Source organism: Actinomyces dentalis DSM 19115, assembly GCF_000429225.1.
GTDB lineage: Bacteria > Actinomycetota > Actinomycetes > Actinomycetales > Actinomycetaceae > Actinomyces > Actinomyces dentalis.
In genome coordinates, this window is record NZ_AUBL01000031.1 from 12,820 (window position 1) to 38,880 (window position 26,061).

At 75.6% G+C, this 26,061-nt stretch carries 20 protein-coding genes; 8 read left to right on the plus strand and 12 right to left on the minus strand.

Annotated elements, in window-relative coordinates:
- Positions 1 to 64: 64 nt before the first annotated feature.
- The 3 genes from G446_RS0108120 to G446_RS0108130 all read left to right on the plus strand — a co-directional run bounded on the left by G446_RS0108120 (position 65) and on the right by G446_RS0108130 (position 2,378).
- Positions 65 to 298: a DUF3046 domain-containing protein gene (locus G446_RS0108120; protein WP_026409782.1), complete on the plus strand. Its 234-nt coding sequence runs from the start codon at positions 65 to 67 to the stop codon at positions 296 to 298.
- A 317-nt stretch (positions 299 to 615) separates the two neighbouring features.
- Positions 616 to 1,884: a recombinase RecA gene (gene recA / locus G446_RS0108125; RefSeq protein WP_026409783.1), complete on the plus strand. Its 1,269-nt coding sequence runs from the start codon at positions 616 to 618 to the stop codon at positions 1,882 to 1,884.
- Complete coding sequence (locus tag G446_RS0108130; RefSeq protein WP_026409784.1) at positions 1,884 to 2,378, plus strand: regulatory protein RecX; 495 nt, start codon at positions 1,884 to 1,886, stop codon at positions 2,376 to 2,378. The genes recA and G446_RS0108130 overlap by 1 nt, the downstream gene beginning before the upstream one ends.
- Before the next feature lie 79 nt (positions 2,379 to 2,457).
- Here G446_RS0108130 and G446_RS0108135 read toward each other — a convergent pair whose 3' ends face one another.
- A complete protein-coding gene (locus G446_RS0108135; protein WP_026409785.1) occupies positions 2,458 to 4,332 on the minus strand; it encodes a phosphoenolpyruvate carboxykinase (GTP) in 1,875 nt (624 codons plus the stop codon).
- 243 nt (positions 4,333 to 4,575) lie between these two features.
- On the opposite strand from G446_RS0108135, the gene G446_RS0108140 reads away from it, so the two are divergent.
- A complete protein-coding gene (locus tag G446_RS0108140) occupies positions 4,576 to 4,836 on the plus strand; it encodes a TMEM175 family protein (protein WP_026409786.1) in 261 nt (86 codons plus the stop codon).
- A gap of 1,087 nt (positions 4,837 to 5,923) precedes the next feature.
- On the opposite strand, the gene G446_RS0108145 is transcribed toward G446_RS0108140, so the two are convergent.
- Positions 5,924 to 8,113 (minus strand): alpha-galactosidase, encoded by a 2,190-nt coding sequence (locus G446_RS0108145; RefSeq protein ID WP_026409787.1) that lies wholly within the window; start codon positions 8,111 to 8,113, stop codon positions 5,924 to 5,926.
- A gap of 181 nt (positions 8,114 to 8,294) precedes the next feature.
- Between G446_RS0108145 and G446_RS0108150 the strand changes: the two genes are divergently transcribed.
- Both G446_RS0108150 and G446_RS0108155 read left to right on the plus strand, forming a co-directional pair.
- Positions 8,295 to 9,434: an ROK family protein gene (locus tag G446_RS0108150; RefSeq protein WP_026409788.1), complete on the plus strand. Its 1,140-nt coding sequence runs from the start codon at positions 8,295 to 8,297 to the stop codon at positions 9,432 to 9,434.
- A gap of 76 nt (positions 9,435 to 9,510) precedes the next feature.
- Positions 9,511 to 11,034, plus strand: coding sequence for an NAD(P)/FAD-dependent oxidoreductase (locus G446_RS0108155; RefSeq protein WP_026409789.1), 1,524 nt, complete (start codon positions 9,511 to 9,513; stop codon positions 11,032 to 11,034).
- A gap of 58 nt (positions 11,035 to 11,092) precedes the next feature.
- On the opposite strand, the gene gcvH is transcribed toward G446_RS0108155, so the two are convergent.
- From gcvH to gcvP, 3 genes are all read right to left on the minus strand, one after another.
- Positions 11,093 to 11,482, minus strand: a complete 390-nt coding sequence (gene gcvH / locus G446_RS0108160; protein WP_026409790.1) for a glycine cleavage system protein GcvH — start codon at positions 11,480 to 11,482, stop codon at positions 11,093 to 11,095.
- Between the two features lie 119 nt (positions 11,483 to 11,601).
- On the minus strand, positions 11,602 to 12,918 hold the full coding sequence (locus tag G446_RS0108165; protein ID WP_084779092.1) for a glycine cleavage system aminomethyltransferase GcvT: 1,317 nt from the start codon (positions 12,916 to 12,918) through the stop codon (positions 11,602 to 11,604).
- Position 12,919: 1 nt separating this feature from the next.
- Positions 12,920 to 15,877 carry an aminomethyl-transferring glycine dehydrogenase gene (gcvP, locus tag G446_RS16765; protein WP_051285778.1) on the minus strand — a complete coding sequence of 986 codons (2,958 nt, stop codon included), beginning with the start codon at positions 15,875 to 15,877 and terminating at the stop codon, positions 12,920 to 12,922.
- Between the two features lie 410 nt (positions 15,878 to 16,287).
- Here gcvP and G446_RS0108175 point away from each other — a divergent pair, with 410 nt between their 5' ends.
- Both G446_RS0108175 and miaB read left to right on the plus strand, forming a co-directional pair.
- Entirely contained in the window at positions 16,288 to 17,331 is a 1,044-nt protein-coding gene (locus G446_RS0108175; RefSeq protein ID WP_156916579.1) for a hypothetical protein, read from the plus strand.
- Positions 17,332 to 17,470: 139 nt separating this feature from the next.
- Positions 17,471 to 19,204, plus strand: a complete 1,734-nt coding sequence (gene miaB / locus G446_RS0108180) for a tRNA (N6-isopentenyl adenosine(37)-C2)-methylthiotransferase MiaB (protein ID WP_084779093.1) — start codon at positions 17,471 to 17,473, stop codon at positions 19,202 to 19,204.
- Positions 19,205 to 19,956: 752 nt separating this feature from the next.
- Here the strand turns inward: miaB and G446_RS19935 are convergent.
- The 7 genes from G446_RS19935 to G446_RS0108215 all read right to left on the minus strand — a co-directional run bounded on the left by G446_RS19935 (position 19,957) and on the right by G446_RS0108215 (position 26,001).
- Positions 19,957 to 20,604: a hypothetical protein gene (locus G446_RS19935; protein WP_026409794.1), complete on the minus strand. Its 648-nt coding sequence runs from the start codon at positions 20,602 to 20,604 to the stop codon at positions 19,957 to 19,959.
- 59 nt (positions 20,605 to 20,663) lie between these two features.
- Positions 20,664 to 21,944: a DUF58 domain-containing protein gene (locus tag G446_RS0108190; RefSeq protein WP_026409795.1), complete on the minus strand. Its 1,281-nt coding sequence runs from the start codon at positions 21,942 to 21,944 to the stop codon at positions 20,664 to 20,666.
- Positions 21,941 to 22,921, minus strand: coding sequence for an AAA family ATPase (locus G446_RS0108195; protein ID WP_026409796.1), 981 nt, complete (start codon positions 22,919 to 22,921; stop codon positions 21,941 to 21,943). The genes G446_RS0108190 and G446_RS0108195 overlap by 4 nt, the downstream gene beginning before the upstream one ends.
- Positions 22,922 to 22,923: 2 nt before the next feature.
- Positions 22,924 to 23,427 (minus strand): hypothetical protein, encoded by a 504-nt coding sequence (locus tag G446_RS16770; RefSeq protein ID WP_156916580.1) that lies wholly within the window; start codon positions 23,425 to 23,427, stop codon positions 22,924 to 22,926.
- Positions 23,424 to 24,404, minus strand: coding sequence for a DUF4129 domain-containing protein (locus tag G446_RS18750; RefSeq protein WP_026409797.1), 981 nt, complete (start codon positions 24,402 to 24,404; stop codon positions 23,424 to 23,426). The genes G446_RS16770 and G446_RS18750 overlap by 4 nt, the downstream gene beginning before the upstream one ends.
- 260 nt (positions 24,405 to 24,664) lie before the next feature.
- A complete protein-coding gene (locus G446_RS0108210) occupies positions 24,665 to 25,054 on the minus strand; it encodes a GntR family transcriptional regulator (RefSeq protein ID WP_026409798.1) in 390 nt (129 codons plus the stop codon).
- Positions 25,051 to 26,001 (minus strand): hypothetical protein, encoded by a 951-nt coding sequence (locus G446_RS0108215; RefSeq protein WP_156916581.1) that lies wholly within the window; start codon positions 25,999 to 26,001, stop codon positions 25,051 to 25,053. Before G446_RS0108215 ends, G446_RS0108210 begins: the two co-directional genes overlap by 4 nt.
- Positions 26,002 to 26,061 lie beyond the last annotated feature (60 nt).

Consider the following 26,061-nt stretch of genomic DNA (forward strand, 5'->3'; position numbering starts at 1 on the left):
GCCCCGCCCCCGGAGCCGCCTCATGCGGTTCCGGGGGCGGGGGCGCGCGTGGGACAGTGGATCGGTGAAGCACTCCGAGTTCTGGCGCGCCGTCGAGACCGTCTACGGATCGGCCCACGGCCGCTCCCTCGCCCAGGACCTCGTCCTGCCCGGCCTGGGGGCCACCTGCGCCGAGGCGCTGGCCCGCGGGGAGGCTCCCCGCCGGGTGTGGGACGCCCTGTGCGATGAGATGAACGCCACCGAGGCCGACCGCTGGGCCTACCGCGCCGATCCGCGCCGGCGGTCCCCGCGGCGCTGAGGGCGCTGAGGGCGATGAGAATGCCGACGGCGCCGGGAGGGGGCGCCGGGGCCCCGACGGCGCCGGCGGCGCTGGGAGCGCCCGCGGGCGCGATGGCGACACGCCGTCGCGCCCGCTTGCCCATCGAACAGGTGTACGACTATCGTCGTCCCCAGACGACCCCGCCGGCCCGACCCTCCACAGGGCTCGGCCGCCGCCGGTGAAACATGTCAGTGGTCCGGCATACCGTCGTCGGCGGGCCCCGGAGAGGGGACCCCGCCAACCAGGACCAGCCCAGCCGCCGCGGCGACGAGCCGCCCGAGACCGGAGGTAGACCAATGTCTGCAGCCACCCAGACCCAGGACCGCTCCAAGGCCCTGGCCACCGCCCTGACCCAGATCGACAAGGCCTTCGGCAAGGGCTCGGTCATGCGCCTGGGCGATGACATCCGCCCGCCCGTGGCCGTCATCCCCACCGGGTCGGTCGCCCTGGACATCGCCCTGGGCATCGGGGGCCTGCCGCGCGGGCGCATCGTCGAGATCTTCGGGCCGGAGTCCTCCGGCAAGACCACCGTGGCCCTGCACGCCGTCGCCAGCGCCCAGAGGGCCGGCGGCAACGCCGCCTTCATCGACGCCGAGCACGCCCTCGACCCCGTCTACGCCAAGGCCCTGGGCGTGGACACCGACAACCTCCTGGTCTCCCAGCCGGACACCGGCGAGCAGGCCCTGGAGATCGCGGACATGCTCATCCGCTCCGGCGGCCTGGACATCATCGTCATCGACTCCGTGGCGGCCCTGGTCCCCAAGGCGGAGATCGAGGGGGAGATGGGCGACTCCCACGTCGGCCTCCAGGCCCGCCTCATGAGCCAGGCGCTGCGCAAGATCACCGGGGCGCTGTCCTCGACGGGCACCACCGCCATCTTCATCAACCAGCTGCGCGAGAAGATCGGCGTCTTCTTCGGCAACCCGGAGACCACCACCGGCGGCAAGGCCCTGAAGTTCTACGCCAGCGTGCGCATCGACGTGCGCCGCGCCCAGACCCTCAAGGACGGGGACCAGCCGGTGGGCAACCGCACCAAGGTCAAGGTCGTCAAGAACAAGATGGCCCCGCCCTTCAAGCAGGCCGAGTTCGACATCCTCTACGGCCAGGGCATCTCCCGCGAGGGGGGCCTGCTGGACCTGGGCGTGGAGAACGGGATCGTCCGCAAGTCGGGGTCCTGGTACACCTACGGGTCCGACCAGCTCGGCCAGGGCAAGGAGAACGCCCGCACCTTCCTCAAGGACAACCCCGAGCTCGCCAACGAGATCGAGACCAAGATCCTGGCCGCCCTGGGCATCGGCGAGGCCGGGCGCCGGGCCCGGGAGGAGGCCGCCGCCGCCGAGGCCGAGGCCGCTCTGGAGGCCGCCGCCCAGGCGGAGGCCAAGGCGCCCGCCAAGCCCGCCCCCGCCAGGTCCTCCAAGTCCGGCCCGGCCAAGTCCGCCTCCAAGGGCGGCTCGGCCAAGCCGGGCCCGGCGGAGGACGCGGGCAAGGGCAAGGGCAAGGAGGGCGAGAAGACCGGCGCCCTGGACATCGACGCCGCCTTCGGCGAGGACGCCGGCGACTTCTGATGCCCTGGCTCACGCCCGACGAGCACACCCGGCGGGTCGAGGAGGCCCGGGACATCGCCCTGCGCCGCCTCGACCGCTGCGCCGCGCCGCGCGCCGTCCTGGCCCGCACGCTGGAGCGCCGGGGCGTCGACCCGCGCGCCGCCCAGGAGGCCCTCGACCGCCTCGAGGCCGCCGGCGTCGTCGACGATCGCGCCTACGCCGCCGCGCTGGCGCGCACCCGCTTCGCCGAGAAGGGCGCCGCCCGGCGCGCCATCGCCGAGGAGCTGGAGCGCAAGGGCGTGGGTCGGGAGGCGATCGGGGCGGCGCTGGCCCAGGTCGACGACGAGGCCGAGGCCGCCGCGGCCCTGGCCCTGGCCCGCAGGAAGCTCGCCTCCACCCGGGGCCTGGAGCCCGCGGTCCGCCGCCGCCGCGCCCTGGCGCTGCTGGGCCGCAAGGGCTACCCGGCCCAGGCGGCCGCCGACGCCGTCGACGCCGCCATCGCCGAGGAGTCCTGAGGGCCGGGGCCCCGAGGGGCGCGGCCGCGGCGGGCGGCCGGGGGAGGGCCCCGGCCGCCCTGACGGCGCCGGGAGGGTCTCAGACCTCCCCGCCGTCGTCGTCGTCGGCGGCCAGGGCGGCGCGCACGCGCCGGTGCGCGGCCCAGATCTCCTCGGGCAGGCCGTCGAACTGGGCGAGGTGCTCCTCGCGCAGGGCCATCTCCCGGCGCCAGCGCTCGACGTCGATCGTCAGCAGGCGCTCCAGGTCGGCGCGCTCGCCCTCGAAGCCGTCCAGGTCGAGCTCCTCGACGCGCGGGACCAGGCCCACCGGGGTGGGCGATCCCTGGGCGCGGCCCTCCTTGACGTCGATGAGCCACAGCAGGGCCCGCAGGTTCTCCCCGTAGCCGGGCCACAGGAAGCGGCCGTCGTCGGGGTCGCGCTGGAACCAGTTGACGTGGGCGAAGATCGGCCGGTGCTCGGCGGAGCCCAGCACGTCGAGCCAGTGGCGGGCGTAGGCGCCCTCGGGGAAGGACATGAAGGGCCGCATGGACATGGGGTCGTAGCGCAGGCGCCCCTCGGTGCCCTCCGCGGCGAAGGTCGCCTCGGCGCCCAGCGTCAGGCCGTCGTAGACGCCCTCGGCCAGGTCCGTGATGGCGCGGATGAGGGGCTCGCGGTCGCGGCAGCGCCCGCCGAAGATGATGGCGTCGATGGGCACGCCCTCGCTCCGCTCGTAGTCCCGGGCGATATTGGGCACCACGGACAGGCGGGCGGTGAAGCGCGAGTTCTTCTGGCTCCACAGGTCGGCGTCGGCCCCCGAGCGCCGATGGTCGGCGGGACGGTCGGAGATGAGCTCGTCCCGCCAGTCGCGCCAGCCGGTGACGTCGTCCGGGTAGTCGGGGGTCTTGCCCTCCCACCACAGCTCCCCGGTCTCCTCGTGGCGGGCGACGTTGACGAACAGGGTGCCGGTGCCCTCGGCGACCGCCCTCATGGCGTTGGGGTTGGACTCCCAGTTGGTGTCCTTGGCCACCCCGAAGGTCCCGTACTCGGGGTTCATGCCGTAGACGCGCCCGTCGGCCTCGTCCACGCGCAGCCACACGATGTCGTCGCCGTAGAACTCGACCTCGTAGCGCTCGCCCAGGGCGGCCGGCGGGCGCATCATGGCCAGGTTCGTCTTGCCCGAGGCCGAGGGCATGCCGCCGCAGACGTGGTAGGTGCGGCCGGTGACCCGGTCGCGGATGCCGATGAGCATGAACTGCTCGCCCATGAACCGGCCCGAGGCCCAGCCGTCGTAGGAGGCCTGGCGCAGGCCGTGGGCGATCTTGCCCAGCAGGGCGTTGCCGCCGTAGGCCGAGCCGAAGTGCAGGATCGTGCGCTCGTCGGCGATGGTGGCGAACAGCCGCCTGTCGTCGGCGGTGCCCTGCCCCATGGCGTCGAGGTCCCCGGTGGCGTGGACGGCGCGCACGAAGAAGCCGGGGTCGTCCAGGCCGTTGAGGTGGCCCGCCCCCACGCGGGCCATGCGCAGCATCTGCAGGACGACGACGCGGTTGTCGGAGAGCTGGACGCCGACGGCCCAGCGGGCCAGCGGCGAGCCGGGAGGGGCCATGAGGTAGGGCACGACGTACATGGTCCGGCCCGCCATGGCGCCGCTCATGCGCTCGATCTGCTGGGCGCGCACCTCGTCGGCGTCGCGCCAGTTGTTGTACACGCCCCGGTGGGCGGGGTCGTGGGTGGCCACGACCGTGCGCTCCTCGGAGCGGGCGGTGTCCCCGGGGTGGGAGTGGGCCAGGTAGCGGTCGCGGCCCGCCTCGACGATCTCCCCGGCCTCCAGGGCCTCGGCGAGCAGGCGCTCGTCGGCGTCGGCGTCGACGACCTCGATGCGGTCGGGGGTGAGGATGCGGGCCCACTCGGCGACGAATTCGTGGACATGGGGGTTGGTCAGACCGGCCCTCGCGAGGATCGCGGAGGAGTACGTCATGGCGGCTCCAATCGTCGGGCGGGGCCCCGTGGGCGACGGCGCCGCCCGGGTCCGGAAGGCCCCTGCGGCGAGCATAGAAGAAAGTTCGCATATGCGAAACTCTGGGAATTACATGTGGAAGCGCTGGGAATATGGTGCGGATGCTGGCCGTCCGAGGGGCCGACCGCCCGCCGGGGCGAGCGGGATGGCGGGCGACGGCGCCGGCGTCCGTCCTCGCGCCGGGGCGGGGATGACCTTGCGGCTATGGAATCCCGCTCCGGTCTGCGCGACCTGCGGTCGGCCTCCGGCCCGGACCGGACCGCCGCCTTCTCCGACGCGGTCCTCGCCATTGCCATGACGATCCTGGTGCTGGACCTCAAGGCCCCCGACGTGGCCGGGCGCCACGAGTACGACGCCGCCGTCCTGGCCGCCCTGCCCCGCCCGCGTTTCCGCCCACGGGGGGTCGATTCGGTGATGTCACCTGGGCTCGCATTGCGCCAGGTGGGCTCGCACGGATCGGGCTGAGGCGGATTCCGTCGCGCTGGACTCGCACGGCGCGAGGTGGGGCGGACCGTGTCGCGCTGAGCTCGCATTACGCAAGCCGGACTCGGGTCCGCCCCGGGATTTCGTTGAGCTGATCTAGAATTACGCACGCCAGTTCCGGGTCTGCGCCAGCCCGGGAGTCGGCCCGGGCGCCGTGTACGTCGTCGCGGGCCCGGTCCCGGTTCCCGCCCCGGCCTGACCCGCCCCGGCCGGGGCCGCGAGATCGTCACTTGACTCGCGAGATCGCCGGGTAACCCGCGAGCACGTACCTCTAGCAGACGTGCTCGCGGGTCGAGTGACGATCTCGGCGTCTACCCGGCGATCTCGCGGGTCAAGACACGCTCTCACGGCCCGGGCGGCGCACCCGGTGGGGCGGTGCGGACGAGGGGCGCGACGGGATCCGGGCTCCCGACCGGGACCCGCTCGGGATGCCCTCACCGGCGTCCGCGGCCGGTGCGCACCCGGCCCGCCGACATCCGCCCGCAAGACCGACGCGGACGAGTTCACCGACGCCGGGGCGATATTCCTGCACGGGTGCGGCGATGAGGCTCGTGGACGTCGGGGCGGCGGCGCTGTCCGAGATATTCCTGCACGGGTGCGGCGATGAGACTTCGGCCCTGACGACGCGCGCCCGATTTACGTCATCACGCCCACCCCCGCTTCCACGACCAGTACCCCGTCGACTTTCGGGCCGGCGCGGGCTGGTGCGAGCCGGGCCCGGCTTGCGTAATGCGAGCTCAGCGCGACACGGTCCGCCCCACCTCGCGCCGTGCGAGTCCAGCGCGACGGAATCCGCCTCAGCCCGATCCGTGCGAGCCCACCTGGCGCAATGCGAGCCCAGGTGACATCACCGAATCGACCCCCCAGGGGTCGGGGCCTCCCTGGAGGCGGGGACGCGCAGGCCCGGGCCGCCGGAGCCCTCCTGGGCGCGCGATTCCCCGAGGGACGGGGGTGCGTACAAGACCCGGACTCGGCGGGGGCCGCGCGGGGACGAGGGAACACCGTGAAGAACGTGGACCCGTCCTGCACGTGCCGGGTGAAGGGCCGCCCGGCGGCGGGCGGCGGGCCGTCAGTCCACGGCGGTGGCGCGCACCAGCACCAGGTGGTCGGGGTGGAGCACCGGCAGGGCCAGGCCCGTGGCGCTCAGGTAGGAGCCGGGCAGGGTGACGCCCCCGTCCATCCAGCCGGCCCGCAGCCCCAGGCCGGGGTAGGCCGGGGCCGCCAGGCGCACGCGGTAGCGGCGCGCGGGGTCCAGGCCGGGCAGCGGGCGCGGCGATGCGGGCCAGGTCAGGAGCTGGCCCAGGGAGGCGATCTCGAACAGGGCGTCGGAGCCGTCGGGGGCGACGACGCCCTCGATGCGCAGCGCGTCGTCGTCGGGCAGGTCCGCGTGGACCGTCAGGCCCGAGTGCAGCAGGCCGCGCAGACCCTTGTGCAGGGCGATGATGGAGGCCAGGCGCTCGCGGGCGGACTCGTCAGCCTCGGTCAGGTCCCACTCCACGCCCATGTGGCCCCACAGGGCGGTGCCGGCGCGGAAGTCGAGGTCGAGGTCGCGCAGGGTGGTGTGAGCGCGCCCGGAGCCCACGTGGGTGCCCACGAGCTCGGGGGGCAGCAGCAGGGTGGTGCCGCGCTGGATGTCCTGCCGGTCGTGGGCGTCGATGCAGTCCGAGGCCCACACCCGCTGGGCGCGCTCCATGATGCCCAGGTCGATGCGCCCGCCGCCCCCGGCGCAGGACTCGATCTCCAGGTCGGGGAAGCGCTCGCGCAGGTCGTCCAGGAGGCGGTAGAGGGCCAGGGTCTGGTCGTGCACGGCGGCGGCGCCGGGACGGCCCGCCACGGGGTCGGCGACCTCGTGGCCGGTGGCCAGCAGGGGGGAGTTGTGGTCCCACTTCAGGTAGGCGATGCCCAGGCGCTCCACGAGGGAGGAGACGGCGTCCAGCAGGTACTCCCGGGCGCCGGGGGCGGCCAGGTCCAGCACCCGCTGGTGGCGGTGCTCGGGGGCCCCGCCGGCGCCGTCGGACAGGATCCACTCCGGGTGGGCGCGGGCCAGGTCGGAGTCGGCGTTGATCATCTCCGGTTCGAACCACAGGCCGAACTCCATGCCCAGGGAGTGGACGTGCTCCACGAGGGGCTCCAGGCCGCCGGGCCAGGCCTCGGGGGAGACGTGCCAGTCGCCCAGGCCGGAGGTGTCGTCGCGCCGGGAGCCGAACCAGCCGTCGTCGAGCACGTAGCGCTCGATGCCGACCTGGGCGGCGGCGTCGGCCAGGGCCTTGAGCTTGTCCAGGTCGTGGTCGAAGTAGACGGCCTCCCAGGTGTTGAGCAGCACCGGGCGGGGCCGGGAGGGGTGGGCCGGGCGCGAGCGCAGCCAGGCGTGGCTGCGGTGGGCCAGGGCGTCCAGGCCCTGGCCCCAGGAGAAGACGACCCACGGGGAGGTGTAGGTCCGGCCCGGGCCCAGGGCCACCTCGCCGGGCAGGAGCAGCTCGCCGGCGCCCAGGAGCTTGCGGCCCGACGCCGTGCTCAGGGCCAGGTGGCGGGTGTTGCCCGACCAGGCCAGGTGGACGCCGTGGACGCGCCCGCTGCGCCAGCCGAAGCCGGCGGGGCCGGCCGCCAGCCAGGTGACGGCGTCGTGCCCGGGGCGCCCCTCCCACGACTCGCGCAGGCGGGCGCCGGGGGTGAAGGGGGTGCGCACGAGCCGGCGCTCGAGGACGTGGTGGCCGGTGGTGTCGAGCAGCTCGTCGGCGCCGTCGGGCACGGGCAGCACGGGGGTGAGCTCGCCGACGACCAGGTCGGCCCCCCGGCCACCGGCCCCGTCGCCGCCCTCGGGGCGGTCGTCGCGCACCCAGGCGCGCACGCGCACCAGGCCGGCCGGCTCCAGGCGCACCTCGGTGCCCAGGGTGAGATCGTGGACCGGGTCGGCACCGGCGGAGCGGACCACGTGGGCGGTGCCGGCGGGAGTGTCCTCGGAGCTCTCCTCGTGGGTGAAGACGGCGGGGTGGGGGGAGAAGGCCGTGCCGTCGGTGCGCGAGAGCGCCACGGCGGGGCGCGCGCTCCAGCCCAGGTGGGCCAGGGGCAGGATCGGCAGGTCGTTGGTGATCCAGGCGGTGTTGGTGCCCAGGGAGGTCGCGCCGGCGCGGGCGGCGTCGACCAGGTCGTCGCCGTCGACCTCGCCCAGGTCCGGGCCCCAGTGGCGCACCACCGGGAAGCGGTCGTCGGGCAGGTCGAGCACCAGGGAGGTGTCGGCGCAGTGCAGGTGGAGGGTCATCGTCGTCCTTCCGGGAACGGGCCGGGCGGCCCACTTCCTTGTAGGTTGAAAATAATTCATGCCGGCGAATTGCGCAAGTCTTTGCCCTACAGTGCTGCCCGGGCGGGACGCCGCGGGCGCCGTCCCGCGGCCCCGAACCGCAACAGGACGCGAGCCGGACGGTTGAGAGCGGGTGCACGCCATGAGTGGTGGGGGACGGGGCCTGGGCGCCCGGGCGCTGCTCGCCCTGATCTCCGCGGGCCCCCTGAGCCGGGGCGGGCTCGGCGAGCTCCTGGGGCTGTCGCCGGCGACGACGACGCGCACCGTGCGCCCCCTCATCGAGGCGGGCCTCGTGCGGGAGCTGCCCCCGACCGGGCAGCCCGGGCCGGGACGGCCCACCAGGCTGCTCGCCGTGGTCGGGGAGAGCGCCGCCGTCGTCGGCGTCAAGCTCACCGCCGACCGCCTCCACGCCGTCCTGATCGACCCCGCGGGCGCCGTCCTGGCCCGCGACTCGCAGCCGCTGACGCGCGCCGACGCCGAGTCCGCGACCGCCCTCATCGCCTCGGTCACATCCCGCCTGGCCGACAGCGGCGGCCGGCGGCCGGACGCGATCGGCGTCTCCCTCGGGGGGGCCGTCCTGGGGCGCCGCACGGTGGTGGTGGGGACCTTCCTGGGCTGGCGCGACGTCCCCCTGGCCGATATGGTCACCGCCGCCACCGGCCTGCCCTGCGCGGTGGCCAACGACGTGCGCGCCCTGGCCTACGCCGAGGCCTGGTTCGGCGCGGGCCGGGGCAAGAACCCCTTCGCCCTGGTCACCCTCGGGGCGGGCATCGGCTGCGGCATGGTGGTGGACGGCGAGGTCGTCTCCGGGGCGCGCGGAGCCGCCGGCGGCGTGGGGCACCTCCCGGTCGACCCCTCGGGGCCGCGCTGCGAGGCCGGGCACCCCGGCTGCGCCCGCGCCCTGGCCTCCACGGACGGCATCACCCGGGCCGTCGCCGCCGGCCTGGACCTGGCGGAGGCCCCGAGCCTGGAGGAGGTCCTGAGCCCCGCCCTGCGCGGCGACACGGCGGTCGAGGCCGTCCTGCGCCGCGCCGCCCTCGCGATGGGACGGATCGTGGGCTCCCTCATCGCCTTCCTCGACCCCGAGCTCGTCGTCGTCTCCGGGGAGGGCGTCGCCGTCGTCGAGGCCCACCGGCGGACCTTCGAGGAGGAGGTGGCCGGACTGCGGCACTGGGCCGCCTCCCCGGTGCCGGTCCTGCTGCGCCCCTTCGAGTTCGACGAGTGGGCGCGCGGCGCGGCGGCGCTGGCCCTGGAGCGGTGGACGGCCCTGGCGACCGACTGATGCGGTGAAGATCACATTCGAGGCGGAGTTCTCGAGAGGACTTGGGGCTAAGGGTCTCCTTAGTTAGATTGTGCGCATGAGCCGCCGCACCACCCTCGCCCTGTCGACCACAGGCCTGCTCGCGGCCGGCGCCGCGCTCGCCGCCCTGGCCTCGCGCCCCGCGCGGCGCGACGTGCCGGAGATCCCCACCGCCTCCGGGGGACGGCGCCCCGTCCGCGTCATCATCGCAGGCGGCGGTTACGTCGGCTTCTGCACCGCCCGCCGGCTGCGCGCGCGCCTGAGCCCCGACCAGGTCGAGATCGCCGTCGTCGACCCCCGCCCCTACATGACCTACCAGTCCTTCCTGCCGGAGGTCGCCGCCGGCTCCATCCAGCCCCGCCACGTCGTGGCCTCCCACCGGCGCAACCTCGACGGCGTGACCATCCTGACCGGATCGGTCACCGGCATCGACCACGCCTCGCGCACCATCACCATCACCCCGCCGGTGCCCGAGTCCACCAAGGAGGTCCCCGAGCCCTACGACCTGAGCTACGACCACCTCGTCCTGGCCCTGGGCGCGGAGGCCCGCACCCTGCCCATCCCGGGCCTGGCCGAGCAGGCCATGGGCTTCAAGCAGGTCGAGGAGGCCCTGGCGCTGCGCAACCGGGTGCTCTCGCGCATCGACGACGCCGCCTGCACCTGGGACCCCCAGTGGCGCCGCCGGCTGCTGACCTTCGTCTTCGTCGGCGGGGGCTTCGCCGGCGTCGAGGCGATCGCGGAGCTGGAGGACATGGTCCGCGCCGACGTCGCCAAGATCCCCAGCATCGACCAGGAGGACGTCCACTTCGTCCTGGTGGAGGGCTCGCGCCGGATCCTGCCCGAGCTGACCGAGGAGCTGTCCGGCTACGGCCTGGAGCAGCTGCGCGAGCGCGGCATCGACGTGCGCCTGTCCACCTTCCTCAACTCCTGCGTCGACGGGCACGTCGTGCTCTCCGACGGCACCGAGTTCGACGCCGACACCATCGTGTGGACCGCTGGCGTCAAGGCCTCCCCGGTCCTGGCCGAATCCGACCTGCCCATCGAGGGGCGCGGGAGGGTCACCACCCTGCCCACGCTCCAGGTCGCCCGCGACGGCGTCGTCGTCGACGGCGCCTGGGCGGCGGGGGACTGCGCCGCCGTGCCGGACCTGACCAGTGAGGACCCCGCGGCCACCTGCGCGCCCACCGCCCAGCACGCGGTGCGCCAGGCCGGGGTCCTGGCGGACAACCTCGTCGCCGTCCTCGCCGCCGGCCCGCACGGCCGGGCGGAGCTGACCCACTACGCGCACGAGAGCCTTGGAACGGTGGCCACGCTGGGCATCGGCAAGGGCGTCGCCCGCATCATGGGGCACAACCTGCGCGGCATGGCCGCCTGGACCGCCCACCGCGGCTACCACGTCTACGCCATGCCCACCATCAACCGGAAGGTGCGCATCATGATGGACTGGTTCGCCGCCGTCGTCTTCCGGCGCGACCTGGCCTCCTTCGGGTCGGCGGCCCGGCCCGGGGCGGCCTTCGCCGAGGCGGCGCGCCACGACGCCCTCCTGGCCGAGCGCCGCCGATCCGACCGGCAGCAGGCCTGAGAAGAAGCCCGCCGGCCCGGCCCGCCCCGCCGGACCGGTCCCGGCGGGGCGGGCCGTCTCAGGCGGGGACGACCTCGGCGTCGAAGCGCTCCGCGTACTCCTGCGCCGAGAGCAACTCCCCCTCCCGCTCGACCTCCACGGCGAACAGCCAGCCCTCCCCGTAGGGGTCGGCGTTGATCGTGCCCGGCTCGTCGACGACGGCCCCGTTGACCGCCACCACCGTGCCGGTGACGGGGGAGACCAGGTCGGACACCGACTTGGTCGACTCCAGCTCGCCGCACGGCTCACCGGCCTCGACGGCGGCGCCCGCCTCCGGCAGCTCGACGAAGACGACCTCGCCCAGCGCGTCGGCGGCCACCGCGCTGACGCCCACGCGGGCCGGGGTCTGGGCGGAGAGCCACTCGTGGTCGGCGGAGTAGCGCAGATCGGAGCGCACGGGTTGTGCCATGGGGGATCCTTTCTCAAGTTGCGGAAGAAGACGGTGACGGGCGCCGGCGGCCCGGAGGCGGGGCCCGCGGCGCCGGCGCCGAAGTGCCGGCGCCGACTCCGCGCCCGCGCAGGCGGGGCTCAGCGCCCGCGCCTGTAGAAGGGGGAGGCCACGACGCTCATGGGCAGCATCCTGCCGCGCACGTCAGCGCTCAACTGCGCGCCCACCGGCCAGTCCGGGGCCTGCGGGGAGGCCGGCGAGACCAGGGCCAGGGCGATCGGGTGGCCCAGGGTCGGCGAGAGCAGACCCGAGGTCACCGCGCCCACCCGCCGGCCGGCGGCGTCGAACACCGCCGAGCCCGCGCGCGCCGCCCGCCGGCCCTGACCGGCCAGGGCGACGAGCACCGTGGTGCCCTCCGCGCCGCGGCGCCCCGCCCGCTCCACCAGGGCCTCGCGCCCCACGAACTCGGGCTTGTCCAGCCCGACGACGCTCCCCAGCGAGGCGTCGAAGGGCGTGAGCGACTCGCTCAGCTCGTGCCCGTACAGGGGCATGCCCGCCTCCAGGCGCAGCGAGTCGCGGGCCGCCAGCCCGCAGGGGCTCAGCGCCGGGATCGCGGTGCCGTCCGGCGCCCGACCGGGGCCCAGCCCGGCCGCCGCCCCCATGATGACCGACCACAGGTCCTCGGCGTCCTCCGCCCCGCAGAACAGCTCGAAGCCGTCCTCCCCGGTGTAGCCGGTGCGCGCCAGCACGATCGCGTGCCCGGCCGCCGTCGCCCGCACCGCCGCGTAGTAGCGCAGGCGCCGCAGGAGCGTCGGACCGCACACCACGTCCGCCCCGCACTCCGCCCCGGACTCCGCCCCCTCCCGCGGGCGCAGCGCGGCGGGCATGGCCGCCCCGGACTCGACGACGCCGGTGAGCACCTCCGCGGCCCGCGGGCCCTGGACGGCGATGAGGGCGATCGACAGCGACAGGTCCTCCACCCGCGCCCCGAAGCCCGCGCAGCGCCGCGCCAACAGGCCCGCCACGCGCTCGCGGTTGCCCGCGTTGGGCACCACCAGGTACTCCTCCTCGCCCACGCGGTAGACGATGAGGTCGTCGATGACGCCGCCGTCGGCGCCCACGATCATGGTGTAGCGGGCCCGGCCCAGCGCCACCTTCGAGATCGCCCCCACCAGCGCGTGGTCCAGGGCCGCGGCCGCGCCCGGCCCGGTCACCTTGACCTCGCCCATGTGGGACAGGTCGAAGACGCCGGCGCTGCGCCGCACGGCGTGGTGCTCGGCCAGGTCGGAGGCGTAGCGCAGCGGCATGCGCCACCCGCCGAAATCGGTGAAGGAGGCGCCCAGCGCCGCATGCACCGAATGCAGCGGGGTGCAGCGCAGCACGGGGGCGCCCGGGGCGGTCCCGTCGGCCCCTCCGGCGCCGGTCCGGCCCGGGGCCGCCCGGTTCGTCTGACTCATCTCATCTCTCCTTGCTCTGGCCGGCCCTCCCCTCGTCCGAGACCCCGGGCGAGGGGAGGACGAACACGGGGTGGCGGTCGCCCCAGGCGTTGTCGACGCGCGACACGGGGGCGAAGTACTTGTCCCGCTCCATCCCCTCCAGCGGGAAGGCGGCGTCCGCGCGCGTGTAGGGGCGGTCCCACTCCTCGCCGGCGACCTGGGCCAGGGTGTGCGGGGCGCGGCGCAGCGCCGAGTCCTCCGCGGCGACCTCCCCGACCTCGATCCGCCCGATCTCGGCGCGAATGGCCCGCATGGCGGCGACGAAGCGGTCCAGCTCGGCCAGGGGCTCGGACTCGGTGGGCTCGACCATGAGGGTGCCGGGCACCGGGAAGGACAGGGTCGGGGCGTGGAAGCCGTAGTCGATGAGCCGCTTGGCCACGTCCTCGGCGGTGATTCCCGTGCGGGAGGTGATCGCGCGCAGGTCGAGGATGCACTCGTGGGCCACGAAGCCGCCCGGGCCCGTGTACAGGGTGGGGAAGGAGTCGGCCAGGCGCCGCGAGAGGTAGTTCGCGCTCGCGATCGCGGACAGGCTCACCTCGCGCAGGTCGGCGTCGTCGAGCAGCGCCAGGTAGGTCCACGCCAGGGGCATGATGCCGGCCGAGCCGAAGCGCGCCCCCATGACCGGCGCGCCGGCGAAGCCGACGTCGGGGTCGCCCTCCTTGGGGGCCGCCGAGCCCGCCGGGCCCGCGGGCAGGTGGGGGGCCAGGTGCGCCTTGACGGCCACGGGACCGGCGCCGGGGCCGCCGCCCCCGTGGGGCACGGCGAAGGTCTTGTGCAGGTTGAGGTGGGACACGTCCCCGCCCAGGTCGCCGGGGCGCAGCAGGCCGGCCAGGGCGTTGAGGTTGGCGCCGTCGATGTAGACCTGGCCGCCGGCGGCGTGGACCAGCCGCGCCACCTCGCGGACCCGCGGCTCGAACACGCCGTGCGTCGAGGGGTAGGTGAGCATGATCGCCGCCACCCGGTCCCCGTGCTCGGCGAGCACGGCGCGCAGGTCCTCGACGTTGACGGAGCCGTCCGGGGCGGTGGCGACGGTCCTGACGGTCAGGCCCGCCCCGGCGGCGGAGGCGGCGTTGGTGCCGTGGGCGGACGCCGGCACCAGGCACAGGTCGCGCCGGGCCTGGCCCTGCTCGCGCAGGTAGCCGGTGATGGCCAGCAGACCCGCCAGCTCCCCCTGGGCGCCCGAGGCCGGCTGCAGACTCACGCGGTCGTAGCCGGTCAGCTCGGCCAGGCGGCCGGACAGCTCGGCCAGCAGGCGCCGCCAGCCCACCGTCTGGGAGGCCGGGGCGCAGGGGTGGATCCCGGCCAGGGCGGGCTCGAGCCACAGGGCCGACTCGGCGGCGGCATTGAGCTTGAGGGTGCACGAGCCCAGGGGGATCATGGTGCGGTCCAGGGCCAGGTCGCGGTCCGCCAGGCGCCGCAGGTAGCGCACCAGGGAGGCCTCGCTGCGGTGGGCGTGGAAGACCGGGTGGGTCAGGAAGGTGCTCGTGCGGGCCAGCGCCGCGGGCAGGGGGAAGGCCGCGGTCGCGGACCGCGCGGGCCCGGACGACTCCCGCGGGCGGGCGGCCCGGCCGGCCAGGGCCTCGACGACGGCGTCCACGTCCGCACGCGTCGTCGTCTCATTGGTCGCCACGCCCACGTGGTCGGCGTCCAGCAGGCGCAGGTTGTAGCCGCGCTCCTCGGCCCGGGCCACGGCCCGCTCCGCCCCGCCGGGCACGACCACGCTGAGGGAGTCGAAGAACTCCCGGTGCTCCAGCTCCAGCCCCGCGCCGACGACGCCCGCGGCGATCTCGGCGGCCCGGGCGTGAACGTGCTCGGCGATAGCGGTCAGCCCCTCCGGGCCGTGGTGGACGGCGTAGAAGGCGGCGACCACGGCCAGCAGCGCCTGCGCCGTGCAGATATTGGAGGTGGCCCGCTCCCGGCGGATGTGCTGCTCGCGGGTCTGCAGGGCCAGGCGGTAGGCCTCGCGGCCCTCGGCGTCGCGCGACACCCCCACCAGCCGGCCCGGGATCTGCCGCTGGAGCCGGGCCGTCACCGCCATGAAACCGGGGTGCGGCCCGCCGAAGAACAGGGGGACCCCCAGGCGCTGGGCGCTGCCCACGGCGATGTCCGCGCCGATCGCGCCCGGCTCGGCGAGCAGAGTCAGGGCCAGCGGGTCGGCGTCGACGGCGACGAGCCCGCCGCGCTCGCGGACGGCCGCGACGGCCGCCGCCAGGTCCTGGACGGCGCCGCGGGAGGTCGTGTGCGCCAGGACCGCGCCCAGCAGCGTCCCCTCGCCCGCCTTGCCGCGCACGACGTCGTCCGGGCCGGCCCGCAGGACCTCGATCCCCAGGGCCCGGCAGCGGGCGGCGGCCACCTCCAGGCACTGGGGGTGCAGCCCGGCGTCCAGGACGACGCGCCGGGGCGAGTCGCGCCGGGCGGCGCGCACCATGAGCGCGGCGGCCTCAGCGACGGCGGTGGCCTCGTCGAGCAGACAGGCGCAGGCCACGGGCAGGCCGGTCAGGTCGCTGATCAGGGTCTGGAAGAGCAGCTGGGCCTCGAGCCGCCCCTGGCTGATCTCCGCCTGGTAGGGGGTGTAGGCGGTCGTCCAGGCGGGGTCGCCCAGGACGTCGCGGGCGATGACCGCCGGCGTGAGGGCGGGGTGGTAGCCGCACCCGATCATCTCGGTGTGCGGGTCGTTGAGGGCGGCCAGCCCCCGCAGAGCCTCCACGGCCGCCGACTCGGACAGGCCGCCGGTCTCCCGGCCGGGCTCGGCGTGGGCGGGGGCGGGCAGGAGGGGCAGGCCGGGCGGCACGACGGCGCCGGCCAGCTCCTCCAGGTCGCGCACGCCCAGGGCGGCGAGGATGGTCCGCCGATCTCGGCCGACGGCGCCGATGTGACGGTGGACGAAGGGAGCGTGCGGGGCGGCACTGCGGTGAGCCATCATGATCTCCGGTCGGGGACACGAACCGGCCCACATTTTAAGCCAGGGCCGGGCGCTCGTGGACGCCCGTCCGCGTCCGGGCGGTCCCGCCCGCGTCCGGGTGCTCGCGACCCCGACCGGGCAGCGCTCCCCCTGGCCGGCGGGCCGCCGACCCGTGGAGCATTGCCGCCATGAGCGCCGACGCCGGTCCCCGACCAATGCCCGACCCGGGACGGGCCGCGGCCGGGACGGGCGCCGGCGGCCCGGGAGCGCCGGGAGTGCCAGGGTCACCGGGGGCGCCGGGAGCACCGGGGCCGCCGGGGGCGCCTGGGGCGGCCGGGCCGGGTTCGTCGAAGCCGGCGGGGCCGTCGCACCTGCGCCGGCGCGCCGTCCTGGCGGGCGGCGCGGTCGTGGGCGCCGGAGCCGCCGTCGTGATCCTGAGGAGGCTCCTCGCCCGGCCGTCGCCGTCCGCGGCCCCGCCCGCGAGCCCCGCCCCGCGAACGACCAGAACGACCACGGGCCCCGCGCCGTGCCGATGCGCCACGCCGCCCCCGCCCTCCCCGGCCCCCGGCATCGAGCCCCTGCGCAGCGCCGTCGAGGCCTACGCGGACTCCCAGAACCTCGACGCCGACGTCAGGGTCAAGGACGCCGGCGGCGTCGCCTCGACGGTCGGACTCGAAGCGAGCCTGCGGGACCCGGCCGATCCGCAGACCGCGATCCCCCTCCTGACCGGGCTGCACGCGGACGTCGCCGACGAGCTCGCCGGCGGGGACGGCCTGTCCGTCGACGTCGACCTGCGCTGGAGGTACCCGGGGCGCGGTGAGGAGGACAAGCGACTGCTCAGCGCCGCGCTCACGGGCGCCACCGACCCGGACCGCCTCCGGGCGTGCGCGGCCATCGCCGTCCCCTTGCTTGCCGACGAGGCGGAGGAGGCCGCCATCGTCGACGACGCCCTGTCCGTCTACCTCGCGGGCGTCCCCGTCCCCGGGGCCGTGCCGGGCGGCAGGGGCCGGCGCGCCGACTGGGCGCTCGCGGCGCCCCAGTCTCTGCCCGAGGGCGTGCTCCTCTCGCAGGCCTCCCTGAGCTACATCTGCGTCACCATTGAGATGCGCGCCGGCGGGGACCTGTCCGGCATGCCGATCGATGACCTGAGCGCCCGGGCCCTGGACGCCGGGTGGGGGAGCCTGAAGGTGCGCGACCTCGCCCCCGGCGCGGGTCTCGTGGTCAGGAACGGCTCGGGGTGGCGCAGCGGCCCCCTGCGGATCGACGACGTCCGCGGCGTTCTGGAGCAGGCGCGGTCGGGGAGCTGGGCCCGGCGCATCGTCTTCGAGGGCGATGCCCGCACCGGCGGCCCGGGCGCCCTGTTCGACTGCGACGACGGCGTCCTGAGCGTGCCGGACCCCGCGCCCGCGATCGACGACGACATCGAGGTGTCCGTCCCGCTGTCCCAGGAACTCCTGCGCGCCCTCGGCTAGGGGAGGCCCGGGGGCGGCGGAGCCCGGCAGACCGTTCCGGCTCGGCCCCGACTGCGCGCCCCCGGCCGGGGGAGGCCCGTGACCGGGCCCATTGCCGGGAACGGCCCGGGCCCGGCGCGCTCCTCTACACTGCACGGCGATGACTACCCGTGAAGCGACCGTCTCCCGGCTGGACGCCCGCGCCCCCGGCGCCCCCGATGCGCCCGGCGTTCTCGACGCCCCCGGTGCACCCGGTGCATCCAGCGTGCACAGCACCGGCCCGACGCCGCGCACCTACCACGTGCGCACCCTGGGCTGCCAGATGAACGTCCACGACTCCGAGCACATGGCCGGTCTGCTCGAGGCCTCCGGCTACCGGCGCGTCGAGGATGTGCCCGAGGCCGCCGCCCGGGACGCCGGGGCCGGCGACGGCGGCGCCGACGTCGTCATCATCAACACCTGCTCCGTGCGCGAGAACGCGGTCACCCGCCTGTTCGGCAACCTCGGCCGGCTCGCCGCCGTCAAGCGCGAGCGCCCCGGCATGCAGATCGCCGTGGCCGGCTGCCTGGCCCAGCAGATGGGGCGGGGCATCATCGATCGGGCCCCGTGGGTCGACGTCGTCTTCGGCACCCACAACATCGACGTCCTGCCCGCCCTGCTGGCGCGCTCCCGCCACAACGCCGAGGCCGCCGTCGAGATCGAGGAGTCCCTCAGGGTCTTCCCCTCCACCCTGCCCACTCGCCGCGAGTCCGCCTACGCCGCCTGGGTGTCCATCGCCGTGGGCTGCAACAACACCTGCACCTTCTGCATCGTGCCCTCCCTGCGCGGCAAGCAGCGCGACCGGCGCCCCGGCGAGGTCCTGGCCGAGATCGCCGCCGTCGCCGCCGACGGCGCCATCGAGGTGACCCTGCTGGGCCAGAACGTCAACTCCTACGGCGTGGGCTTCGGCGACCGCGGCGCCTTCGCCAAGCTGCTGCGGGCGGCCGGAGCCGTGGAGGGCATCGAACGGGTGCGCTTCACCAGCCCCCACCCGGCGGCCTTCACCTCCGACGTCATCGACGCCATGGCCGCCACGCCGGCGGTCATGCCCAGCCTGCACATGCCCCTCCAGTCCGGCTCCGACCGCGTCCTGCGGGCCATGCGCCGCTCCTACCGCAGCGGCAGGTTCCTGCGGATCCTGGACGAGGTGCGCGATCGCCTGCCCGAGGCGGCCATCACCACCGACATCATCGTCGGCTTCCCCGGGGAGACCGAGGAGGACTTCGCCGCCACCCTCGACGTGGTCGAGCGGGCCCGCTTCGCCTCGGCCTACACCTTCGAGTACTCGCCCCGGCCCGGCACGCCGGCCGCGGACCGCGACGACCAGGTCCCGCCCGAGGTCGTCAAGGACCGCTACCGGCGGCTCGACGAGCTGGTGCGGCGCATCTCCCACGAGGAGAACGTGCGCCAGGAGGGGCGCGTCGTCGAGGTGCTCGTCGCCGAGGGGGAGGGGCGCCGCGACGCCGCCACCGCCCGCGTCTCCGGGAGAGCGGCGGACAACCGGCTCGTCCACGCCGCCCTGCCGGTCGGGCTCACCGCCGACGACCACGCCGCGGGCGCCCCGCGCCCCGGGGACGTGGTGAGGGTGCGCGTCACCCACGGCGCACCGCACAACCTCATCGCCGACTCCGCCCGCTGCGGGGCGGCGCCGAGCCCGGAGGCGCTGGCGGCCAACGAGGCGCGCCGGGCCGGGGACCGGATCTGGTACGACGACGGGCCGGCCCTGTTCGAGGTGCGCCGCACCCGCGCCGGGGACGCCTGGGAGCGGCGCCGGGCGCAGGCCCGCTGCGCGCCCGAGCCCGACGCGGCGCCCGTGAGCCTGGGCATGCCGCGCCTGCGTCCGCGCGCCCTCTGAGTCGTCTGAGGTCCGGGCGCCGGGGGCGCGTTCCGCCCTCCTGCCCCGCGGGGCCACGCCGGACACCCGAGGCCCGGGTGCGCGGGGCGCGTTCGGCCCGCGAGATCGTCGGGTAACCGCCGAGCACGTCACTTGACCCGCGAGCACGTCACTTAACCCGTGAGAACGTACCTCTAGCAGACGTTCTCGCGGGTCAAGTGACGTGCTCGCGGAGTTCCTCCGCGCGGTCGTGCCCCTCTTCGCGCGGTCGGGGTCTTCGGAGAAGGGCTCTGGGGAATCGTCGCCGCCCCGGAGGGCATCGGCGGTGCGGAAAAAGGTGGCCGGCGCATATCTTTCGGGTGCGAGGGGGCTCCTGCGCTCATGGGGAATGGCGTCATTGCGCCATTTCAGGACGAGAGGTGCGCGGGCCCGGGGGTGAAAGATATGCGCCGGCCACCTTTTCGTCTCGCTGGCCCGCCCGCGTACGCGGGAGCCGCACTCGTCGGCCAGGCGCTCGAGCGCGAGATGCGGAGCCGGGCGGCCGCACGGGACGCGGCCCGGGCGGCCATGACGAAGGTGACCGTCGTGCCCATCGCGTCAACCGTCAAGGGCCTGTCGAGCCAGGTCCCCGTCGGGCCCGCGCAGGGGCTCGAGCACGCGGGCGCCATTTCGATCGATAACGTCATCACCGTTCCGGTCGCGGCTCTGGGGCGCAGGATCGGGTGGCTCGACGACGAGCAGGAGCGGCTGCCAGCGCGGGCGGTCGTACTGGCCTACGACCTCGACGTTCCGCTGCCCGACTGCTCCGGGGGCGGTGCGGCGCCCGGGCCCGGCGGCCGGGGGCGCTCCCGGCCGCTGGCCGGGGCCGGTGACGGGGTCGGGTTCGGCGACAGGTCGGGCGACGGCGGGACCGGTGACAGGTCGGGCGACGGGGCCGGGTCGGGCGACGGCGGGACCGGCGCGCACAGGACGCAGGCCGCGACGAAGAGGAGGCCCAGGGCCGCCGCGACCACGAGCGGCGGGGTGCGGATCCCGTGGGGCGCCAGGCCCACCACGGCCCACACCGCCGTGGTGACGGTGCCGACGGCCAGGGCCCGGAGCCCCGCCCGCACGAGCATGCGCGCGGGCAGACGGGCCCGGGGCGGTGCGCCGGCGACCACGACGAGGCAGGTGTGCTCGACGAGCAGCCCGAGGGCCGGGGCCAGTGCGGCCCATGAACCGGTCTCGGGCCCGGCGCCCAGGCAGGCGAGGATCACGGCGACCAGGCTCAATGCGGCCCCGGCGGGTTCCGGGCGGATCGCGGCGAAGATCGCGGCGCCGAAGACGAGGAGGAGCAGCTCGGGCGGGGCGCCGCCCAGCGCCACGGCCAGGACGACCGCCGTGGCGCCCAAGATCCGGACGGCGACCTGGGAGCCGGGCACGCCGGGGCTGTACGCGTCCGGGTGCGCTTCGGAGCCGGTCCCCGGGCGGCGGGGCGCGGTCATGGGACGCGGGCCCGGCGCGCGGACATGGCGGTGAGGACGGCGTCGAGGGTGCCGGGGCCGCGCCACGGCGAGACGGAGACGCCGCTGCGCGCCAGGGCCGACGTCGTCCGCGACCGCTCGAGCTCCAGGGCCCGCCAGGCGAGGCGCTCGAGGATGTTGAGGTCGCCCGCGAGAACGGTCTCGGGGGCGGTGTCTATGACCAGGACGTCGAGGCCGGCCGCGGCGCACTCCATCGCGGCGTCGATGACACGGGCCTCGGTCAGCGGGGTCAGCACGACGAGCAGGCTGCCCGGCGCCAGGTGCAGTCGCGCCGCGTCGGGGAAGCGGTCGTTCGCGGGGGTGATGCGCGCGAGCGCGCCCAGGATGCGCAGCAGCTGCGCCCGGCCCGTGCCGGAGACGACCGGCCGCACGGCGGCGCCGAGCACCCGCAGCCCCACGCGGTCGCCATTGCGGGTGCACCAGGCGGCGATGGAGGCCGCGGCCCGGACGGTGCGCGTCAGGCTCCCGTCCGGGCTGCCGGGCAGGTTTCCGAAGGCGTCCACCAGGAGGATCACCTCCGTGTCGTTGTCCGCGTAGGTGGTGCGCACGTGCAGGCGTCCCGTGCGGGCCGAGGTGCGCCAGTGGATGCGGCGCGGCCGGTCGCCGGGGCGGTACTCGCGGATGTCGTCGAACTCGGAGCCGTCGCCGCGGTGGCGGCCGCCGTGCAGGCCCAGGAGCAGCGACGGGTCGGGGACGGGCGCATCGGCGGCGAAGACCCCCGGGGTGGGGGCCACGTGCAGGCGGATCGGGGCCGCCTGCCTCCAGGCGCTGTCGAAGGCGCCCCACGGGCTGCGCAGGCGGGTCTCGCTCATCCCGATGTACGTGGAGCCCCAGCGGATCGGCCGGACGGAGAGGACGGCGTCGTACTCGGCGCCCCCGATGACGTCGGCCCACCCGTCGGGGCGCATGAGCAGACCGGGGCCGGCGCCCAACTCGTGACCGATGGTCTCGGCGCCGTCGGCGCCCGCCGTGCGCACGCGGATCCGCACGGGCCGGTCCTCGACGAGGTCGGTGTCGGAGCTGATGATCCGGTTGCTCGGGCGGCCCGCCGGCCGGGTGAGGAGGCCCCACAGGGCGACGGCGAGCAGCGGAGTCGCCAGGACGACCAGATCCGGGCGGTGCAGGATGACCGCGAGGAACGCCAGGAGGAGGCCCCCGATGACGGCTCGGACGTGAAGGGGGGTGATGCGCCACGGGCCCGCGGGCGCGGCCACTGACGTCCGCTCGACGGGGCTCATGGGCGCGCCCCCGGAACGGGAGTGCCCGACAGGACCTCGCGTACGACGTCGGCGCCGGTGACGGAGGTCATCCACAGTTCGGGCCTGATGGAGATGCGATGCGCCAGTGCGGGGGCGGCGACCGCCTTGACGTCCTCGGGGGCGATGTAGTCGCGGCCCCGGATGACGGCCAGCGCCCGGGCGAGCAGGACGAGGGCGAGCGAGCCCCGGGGGGAGGCCCCCAGGCGCACCGCCCGGTGACCGCGGGTCGCCGCCGCCAGGGCCACGCAGTAGCGGCCGACGGACGGATCGACGCGCACCGTCTCGACGGCCTCCTGCGCGGCGAGCAGGTCGGCGGCGTCGGCGGCCCGGGGCACCGTCTGCTCCTCCCGACGGCGGGCGATGCGCCGGTCCAGGACGGACCACTCCTCCTCGGCGTCGGGGTAGCCGAAGGACAGCCGCGCGAGGAAGCGGTCGAGTTGGGCCTCGGGCAGCTGGTAGGTGCCCTCGTGCTCGACGGGGTTCGCCGTGGCGATGACGTGGAAGGGGCGGGCCAGGGGGAAGGTCGTGCCCTCGACGGTGATCTGCCCCTCCTGCATCGCCTCCAGGAGCGCGGCCTGGGTCTTGGGCGGGGTCCGGTTGACCTCGTCGGCCAGCAGCAGGTTGGTGAACAGCGGCCCCTCGCGGAAGCTGAACTCCTGGCGGCGCGGGTCGAAGAGGAAGGAGCCGGTCAGGTCGCCGGGGAGCAGGTCCGGCGTGAACTGGGCCCGGGTGAATTCGAGGCCGAGCGCCTGCGCGAAGGAGCGGGCGGCCAGGGTCTTGCCCAGCCCGGGGAAGTCCTCCAGGAGGACGTGGCCGCCGGCCAGGACGGCGGCGAGCACGAGTTCGAGCTCCTCGCGCTTGCCCACGACCGCCCGCTCCACGGAGGCCAGGACCTCCCGTGACAGGGCCGTCGCCCGCGCGATACCGGGGTCGGGGGTGCGGACGGTGGTGTTCATGCTCACAACTCGTGGATCCTCTCGATCAGGGTGCTGAGTTCTTCCGCGCTGCGCGGGGCCGGCGCGGTGGCGGCGACGACGCCCCACAGCTCCTCGCCCAGGATCCTCCTGGCCTCATCGGGCCGGGCGGACGCGTCGACACCGCGCCGGCCCCGCAGCCGGTCCACGATGAGCCCGGCGAGGTGGGGGCGCGCGCGCCCCTCCCATTCCCATGCGCGGAGATCGAAGTCGGAGCCGTAGCCAGGATCGATGCAGGCGCCGAGCATGCGCGACAGATCGCGCAGACGCCGGTCGAGGGGGAGGGACGAGGGGCCGGGCCGCGGCCCGTCGCGGAAGGCGGCGCCGCACACCCCCCGGTGGCTCAGCGCCGCGTACTCGAGGAAGAGCACGGTCGCGGACATCGGGACGGCGATGTGGATGCGCGGCTCGATGAGCCACACCAGGAGCACCACCACCCAGATGACGGCGGTGAGGGCGAAGGCGCCCTGACGGGACATCGGTCTCACGACTCAGCCCCCCGCCCCCGCGCCCCGAGCGCGGCGTGGACGGCGTCGAGGTCGCCCGCGGCGCGCTCGCGCAGCGCCTCGGTCAGCTCATGCGTCGAGAAGCGGGCCTCGCGGAACAGCGCGGCGAGGTCCGTCAGGGCCGCGGCCGGCACCTCCCGGTCGTCGAGCACCCGCACGACCAGCTCGGAGGAGGTCTCGCTGGGGCGCCGGGGGACTCCCGCCGCCGCGACGAGCCGCTCCAGATCGAGCCACGTGGCGATAATGGCCTCGCGCGGCGAGCCCTCACGCAGCATCCGCGCCTGACGGGCCGCCCGTCGATCGGTGAGCAGCGCCCGGTCGGGGGCCTCCCGGGCGGACTCGGGGGGCGCCGCGCGCCGCCGCCGGCGGTTCACGCGGATCGCGAGCACGACGACGGCCAGGAGCAGCGTCAGGGCGATGCCTCCGAGAACCCACCACACCCTCGCGAGGTCGGCGGCCTGGGTCTCCTCGGCGTCCTCGGTTGTGTCTTCGGCTGCGGCCCGGGTCGCGGCCCCGGTGTCCTCGGCCGTGTCATCGGTCGCGCCCCGGGCGCCCTCGGCGCCCCCGGCCGTGTTGCCGGCTGCGCCCGGGGCCGCGTTCTCGGCGCCCCGGGCATCCTCGGCCGCGCCTCCGGCGCTCCCGGCTGCGCCCCGGGCGCCCCCGGCGTCATCGGTCGCACTGCCCCGGGTCGCGTTGCCGGTCGCGCCCCGGGTCGCACTGCCCCGGGCCGTGTTGCCCCGGGCTGCGTTCCTGGTCGCGCCCCGGGCGGCCGGCGGAGGCGGGCGCCCGGGGCCCAGCGGGTCGGTCGTCGGGTCGGACCAGTACCCGCTCTCCGAGGACGGGTACCAGGCGTCCAGCAGGTCGGTCGTGCCCAGGGAGGCCCACGCGACGAGGCCGAGCCCGATCGCGAACGCGACGACGACGAGCGCGCGGACGCCGGGGCTGCGGAGCGGACGCATGCTCAACCTCCTCGTCGTGCGGCGCGCCTCGCGGCGCGCCCGTCGGTCGTCTCGTGTCGTCGGCCCTGCCCGCACCATAGTCGGATTCTCCCCGGCGCCGGAGGGCGGTCCGCATGGCGGTGGGACGGGCCCCGGAGGAGTCGGCCGCGTCCCTCGCCCTCTGCTGCACGGTTGAAACAGGCGCAGCGGAGGACGAAGAGGCGCGGCGGTGCGCCGCCGCGCGTGCCGGGCGGAAGCGTCCGACTGGGCCGCCCCGGCCGTCAGCCGCACCGAGTAGGCCGCCCGAGTTCCCGCTCGACGCAGTCGGCGATCTCGGCGTCGGAGAACCCCAGGGCGCGCGCCCGCCCCACCGCCCCGCCCACCACGTGCGCCAGGAGGTCCGGCCGTTCGGACGCCGACGTCGGCCACCTCGGCGCCACCCGGGTGCCCGCCCCGCGCCGGGTGACCAGGAGGCCGGCGGTCTCCAGCTCCTTGTAGGCGCGGGCCACGGTGCCGGGGGCGACGCGCAGGTCGCCGGCCAGCTGTCTGACCGCGGGGAGCCTCTGGCCGCCGGCCAGGGCCCCGGAGACGATGAGTTCGGCGACCCGGGAGCGGATCTGCTCGAAGGGCGGGACGGGGGAGGCGGTGTCGAGGCTGACGAAACCGTTCACGCGGGCCCCTCGGACGGCGTCGTATCGACGGCGGGCGGGCGGGGCGATGAGAGCACGGAGGGGCGTCGGATGAGCAGGATGACGCCCGTGGCCATGCACGTGAGGGCGACGAGCACGGCCAGGCCCCCGAGCGCTCCGCGCAGGTAGTCCCACTGCGCCACCTCCCAGGTCGCGGCCTCGATCATGGAGGTGCCGAACCGGGGCATGGGCAGGGCCAGGGAGACGAGGAGGAACCCGACGATCCCCTCGGCGGACCGGCGGCGCAGCACGACGTCGAGATGCTCGCCCGATGAGGTGCTCACCTGCTCGCGGGCGGCCACCGACCACAGGCCCGCGGCGGTCAGGGCGAGCTGCACAGCGAGCGGGACGAGGACGGGGATGACGTAGAAGCTGCCGGGCCACGGGTAGAAGACCGATCGGATGATCTCGCCGTCGGGGGTGGTCGAGACGCCCTCGAGGTAGGAGCTCGCCGGAAGGTGGACGGCGACGGGCCCCTGCGACTCGATGTGGGCGACGGGCGAGGCCGTCGGGATGCCCAGGGCGAAGAGGCCGAGGACGGTCACGAGTCCCAGGGGGATGAGCGCCGCCGCCCGTCGCGGCAGGTAGTCGCGGATCCTGCGCGGCGTCAGCGCCGCCGTGCGCGTCGTCGTGGTGATGACGGGGCTGCGCCTCTCGCCGAGCACGAGCACGGCCAGCCCCACCAGCCCGAAGACCCCGGGTGTCGCCGGGATCCCCATGAGGTGGGTGATCGCGGCGGAGGCGAAGGCGACGAGGACCGCCGTTGAGCGGAGCCACCGGGAGTGGCGGTCCGCGTTGCGCAGAGGGCCGCGCAGGGCCTCGGGCACCGACGCGAGGTCGGGGCCGGGGCGGGAGGACAGGCGGACGGCGCCGAGGGGCAGGGCGAGGATGAGTGCGGCGAAGGCGAGGATGAGCGCGAGTGCGGGCACGGGGGTCATGAGAGCCTCTCTTGTACCGACGACATGGTACAAACATGCCATCCGCGGTCT